Source organism: Ruegeria sp. ANG-R, assembly GCF_000813985.1.
Classification (GTDB): domain Bacteria; phylum Pseudomonadota; class Alphaproteobacteria; order Rhodobacterales; family Rhodobacteraceae; genus Ruegeria.
Genome location: NZ_JWLJ01000031.1, coordinates 1 through 5,097 on the forward strand (window position 1 = coordinate 1; position 5,097 = coordinate 5,097).

Here is a 5,097-nt window from a genome sequence, read left to right on the forward strand (position 1 = left end):
GTGTCGTAGACAGCCGAGCTGAGCCCGGAGGAAACGACCCCATCAATTGTCCCCTCCAGCAAACCGGCAATTGTCAGCTGTGGGCCATTGGGATTGCCAAACCCGTTGATCAGCGCGGCGTTGAGCGGGCTGTCCTTTGGGATTGTTCCGATGATGTCATCGAGGTTGATCCCGTGAGCCAACCCTGCGGTGACGCCAGAGAACGCGGCCCCTTCGAGGATCTCACCGATGTCGAAGTCCCCGGAGACAGCCCCGTCGATCGTGCCAATCAGGACAGATGACGAGAAGGCAGTTGCTGCTTTGGCAATGGCCGTGGTCGCCTGGAGTGTTCCCAATGCGTAGGTGCCCGTGAAGCCCGCTCCTCCGACCAGCGCACTCCCGAGCGCCGCCCCGACGCCTGTTGCTGATAACGCGATCGCCACCAGGGCTTTGAATGCGGGGCTTAACTGTGTCTGCTTGTCGTAGAAGTATTCGTTTGCGAGATCCTGGCTGATCAGGTTCAGCCCGTCGATGGCGAGGAGTTCTTCGGGATAGAGGTCAGCTGGGTTTGGCGCGTCAACACCGGCGGTCTGATAGAGAACAAGCTCCGCCTCTCCCCCGATGCCAAAGCTCAGCCCCTGTCCTGCCAGCAGCTCGGTCAGTCGGGCCGTTTCGGTAAAGCTGGTCTCGGTGAGCGTGGTCATGGTGACCAGCCCCATATCGGTCTCGAAGAACTCCGAGCGATGGCTGTCGATCGCCGCCTGAACCGAGAAGTCGCCCCCCGTTGTGATGTTCAGGGTCTGACCGGCAGACAGCGTGGCCCCAACCAGCGTTGTATCCGCACCCGATACGACGCTCAGATCCAGCGCCGCCAGCGCATCGGTGCCGGTGCTGATGTGATCGACCGTATGCAATTGGCTGGATTGGCTCAGCAACCCGCCAAGAATGCTCTTCTCCCTGATATGGGTTTGCTCGAAAACATCCCTGTAGGCCCCGGCATAGATGTCGCCATCGGCCGCCGTCAGCGTGATATCGCCCGTGCGGCTGGCAAACGCGGTCCCCGCTGTGGTCAGGTCCCCGGTCTCCGAAAGAAGGACCACATCGCCCTCACCGGCTATCTCCACACCCCGGTTGATCACCGAACGGGTGGAGCGGGTTTCTTTCTTCCTCGTCAGAAAGCCGCTGCTGGTCCTGCGCGCCTCGGACCGCTCGATCTCCTGAACCGCCGCAAGGATCACATCCCGAACCGCGGCCAGCTCAACCTCACCCCCCGCGTCGATCCGCGTCCCCACCAGCACCGCGTCCCCACCGGCATTGGCAATGAAGTCACCACCGGTGGTCAGCTCCGTAACCTGCGCCTGTATCGACAGGCTGTCCGTTCCGTTGCTGCTTGTGCCCTCGTGATGTTCAAGGCTCGATTGCCCGGCAAGCAGATACAGACCGCCCCCTGCCGTCAGCCGGGTGTCATCCACCACCTGCGCCTGAACACCGGCCAGCGTCAGGTCCGCAGAAGAGATGATGGAGAGGCTGCCGCCCGCCTCAAACCGGGAGGCCAGGAACCCGGTGATCTTCGTGGTGCTTGTGTTGGTGTAGTATTCTTCTGTATGCGCCAGGCCTTCTATCGTCACGCTGCCGGCCGCAAAGACAGATGTGTCAGTGGCGGAGTTGACCACCAGTGCCTTGCCGGAGAAATCGCCGCCGGTGATGACATCAACCAGATCCCCCCCAACTGCGGTGTCTTCGAACGTAATGTCGCCGAAGGCCGTCAGGGACAGTGAGCCACCCTCAGCTGTCAGCGCACCGCCTGAACCGGTAATCTGCCCGGCAACAATTGACAGATCACCGCTCTCGGAGGTGTTGGCTCTGTCCAGCGATGCAAGCAGCCCGCTCCCCGACAGCCCGAAGCGGTCGCCAAACCCGATGAAGCCCGGTCCCGGACCCTCAACCGCATCCCCGCCGTCATAACGGGTGCCATCGCCCGGATACCCGGTCCACTCATCCGGGCGGTTGAGGGTCTGATAGAGCTCATCCTGGATCTGCAGGCGACCCAGAAAATAGTCAGACGAGAGCAGGTCCTCATAGGAGGCTAGGTTCCTGCCCAGGCGGGTCCGGCCCTCTCCGATCAAATCATCCAGATTGGCCAGATCCGCAAGCTCGGGCTGAACCGGTGTCAGAGAGGAGGCCGGAACCACCAGCTCAGGCAGCGGCGCAGCGGCAACAGCAGCGCTTTCGCGCGGAGAGATCGTGTCAGCCGTCCCTGACCGGATATTACCATCCGTGTGAACGGTCGAGCCGTTGATGGCAATCGAGCCACCCGCAAGCACCTCGCCGGTCAGCCCGCTGGACGGGTCCGGCGCCCTGATCGTCTGCGCTTCCCCGACCGTGACCCGCTTTATCCGGTATTCCTGGCCCCCGGTATTGTCACTGCCAAGGATCTCGATCTCGGTCGTCTTGGTGTAGTCAGCCCGGTAAGCCGCACCCGTGTCTTCGTAAGACGAATTCTCCACATGAGCGCTGCCGATGGTAATCCCGTTCGCCGAGGAGATCAGACCCGCATCATTGCGAACGGTGTCAGCCTGTATCGCAATCCCGGCACCGGACAAAATCTCGGGGCGGATACCGGTTGCGTCTACAGTGACACCCTCATTCCAGACCACGGTTCCGGAGCTGTCTGAAACGCCGCTAAAAAGCCCGCCGCCGCAGTCACTGCTGCCGCCGCCCGATGTTCGTTCACGGCTGAAGCACCCGCGAGGCGGAAGGTCTCGCGGATCATCAACCGCAACCCGCTTCACCACATCGCGTGAATTGGTCTCCCATCGGACACACCCTTCGGAGTTACGTTGCACGCAGGTCCGGCTTGTCGTTCGGTATGAGAACTCGGCTGACAAACTGTCTTCAACGGTGAGCCCTTCGAACGCATTGACGACAGAGCCCGCCTCGATGGCCAGCCCGCCATCGGCTTCAATGCGCCCGGATTGGTTGAGGACCGTTCCAGTGCGGGCCACCAGCTGCATGGCATCACCGGACTTCAGCAGACCCCCGCGATTGATCACATCCGATCCGCTGCGCAGCTGAAGATCACCGCTGGCCCGGATCGTGCCCGCGTTCTCAATATCCCCGCCAAGATCCAGCAGCAGATCCCCATCGAACGCGAGGCTGTCGCCATCCCCCACCGACAACCCGCCGGTATCCAGGGTGACAGCAAGGCCATCGCCTGCGCGCAGCTGATCGAACCGCGCGACATTCAGACCGCCGTTCAGCGAACCGGATTGAAACTCCAGTACCGATTGACCCACCGCCAGCGCATCCGCACCAAGGTTGGTTTGTTCCGACACCGTGACAGTGGTGTTTGGCGCATTGATCTGCCCCTGAAGGTCAAGCTCCCCCGCTGTCACCAACAGGTCTGCTCGTTGCCCCGCAACCAGATCGCCATCTATCACCGCCTGATCCCGGGCAGTCACCGACAGCGTATCGACCGCTGCGATCCGGGAGGCGTCGCTTGTCCGGATCTCGTCACCGGCTACGGTGACGGATTGCCCTCGGGACGACCCCGTATGAACAACCGAACCATCGGTCGCTGCAACATCCAATGCCCCAAGCGCCTGAGCCTGACCTTCGAGGCGCGCATCACCCCCCGTGAGGGCGATAGACCCCGCAACCAGTTCCGAACCAGCCCCTGTTGCAAGCCCGGCTCCGGCCGTCAGCGACGCCGTCTCAAGGGCAGCAGCCCGGCCATCAAATCTCAGCTGTGTCAACGCATCAATGTCGATGGACCGCGCCAGGACTTCGGAGCCATCGCCCAGCACCGCGGAGGCTCCCGTCGAGGCGGCCGCAAACGCCTCGCGCGCAACAATCGCGCCGGAGATGTTCAGCAATCCGGCGCTTTCCAGGCGGATCGCGCCACCCGCCGCCCGCCCGGTGAAGAGCAGATCGCTATCGCTGGTTCTGATATCAATCAGATCACCGCTCTCTGAGGTGATCGCGCCTTCCAACAGGATTGGCCCTTGGTTGCGCACCTGCACACGCCCGCCGGCACGGATCTGGGGGGTGTGACCATTGGACGGTGCGCCCAGCGTCAGTTTCCCATCAGCCCGCAGCGCAATATTGGTCGAAGACGCCATGTCCCCGTCCAGCCGCACGCCCACACCGTTCTCGGTGGCAACCAGCCGGATTGCATTGGCGTACATACCCCCAAAAGCGGCCACATCCACCGCCAATGCCGGGGCAGCCCCTTCGCCCGCCTGTTCGGTGATCCCGGTCACCGCGCCGGTCTCAGGATCGTAGGACCAGTTATAGTCCACCTGATTGGCACCGGCGACGACATTGAGCTGATCCGCACGCATCTTGCCGTAGATCGCGGCTGCCCGTGCAATCACATCGACCCGGCTGGTATCCGTCAGCGCCAGCCTGCTTTCCGGGTTCAGGCCTCCCGGCCCGATCGTCACCGTGCCCCGCCGAACATCAAACCCCGTCAGCGCCCCATTGCCGCCAAACTGCGGCTTGCCCGTGGTCAGCGTCGCGCGGCCTGTATTGATAAAACCACAGCCATTGCAGGTGATGCCAAACTCATTGGCCACCACAACGTCCATGCGCCTCCCGGCCACTTCCAGTATCCCGTTCAGCCGGGTCTGATTGCCGCCGACAACCTCTCCGATCCAAAGCTCCGCCTCCCGACCGGGGCGCAGGTTGGGGTTGCCTTCAATATACCCCGCCAACTGGCTGTCGGTAAGGGTCGCCGAGTTGTTCAGGATCAGGTCATCCACCTCAAACGACGTATAGACATCGTGGCTCACACCCGCCCCATTCGGCGTCGAGATGTTCAAAACCGTCGTGCCGTTCAGAGACGTATCAACATGCGGGCGCGCACCCGTAACAGAACCTACTGGCCGGATCTCCTGCGCATGAACCAAAACAGGTTGAACCGTCAGCACAAGCGCCAAAATCGAAGAAACAAGTCTCTCAAACATACGTCTATGCATGACCGCAGAAACAACCCGCCTCAACTCAACACCCAACAAAACACACTCCGCAACCTGTTGGTTCAACGCACCTTTATCACCAAACCAGCTAACAAATACCAATATCAACGCGAAGGGGAAAAATCAGACAAATATGACC

General features: G+C 61.7%; 1 protein-coding gene. It reads right to left on the minus strand.

What is annotated here, in order from left to right; translation table 11 throughout:
- Positions 1-4,946, minus strand: a 4,946-nt coding sequence (locus tag RA27_RS23420; RefSeq protein ID WP_241484147.1) for a filamentous hemagglutinin N-terminal domain-containing protein, incomplete at its 3' end; no start/stop codon positions are given.
- Between the last annotated feature and the right edge of the window lie 151 nt (positions 4,947-5,097).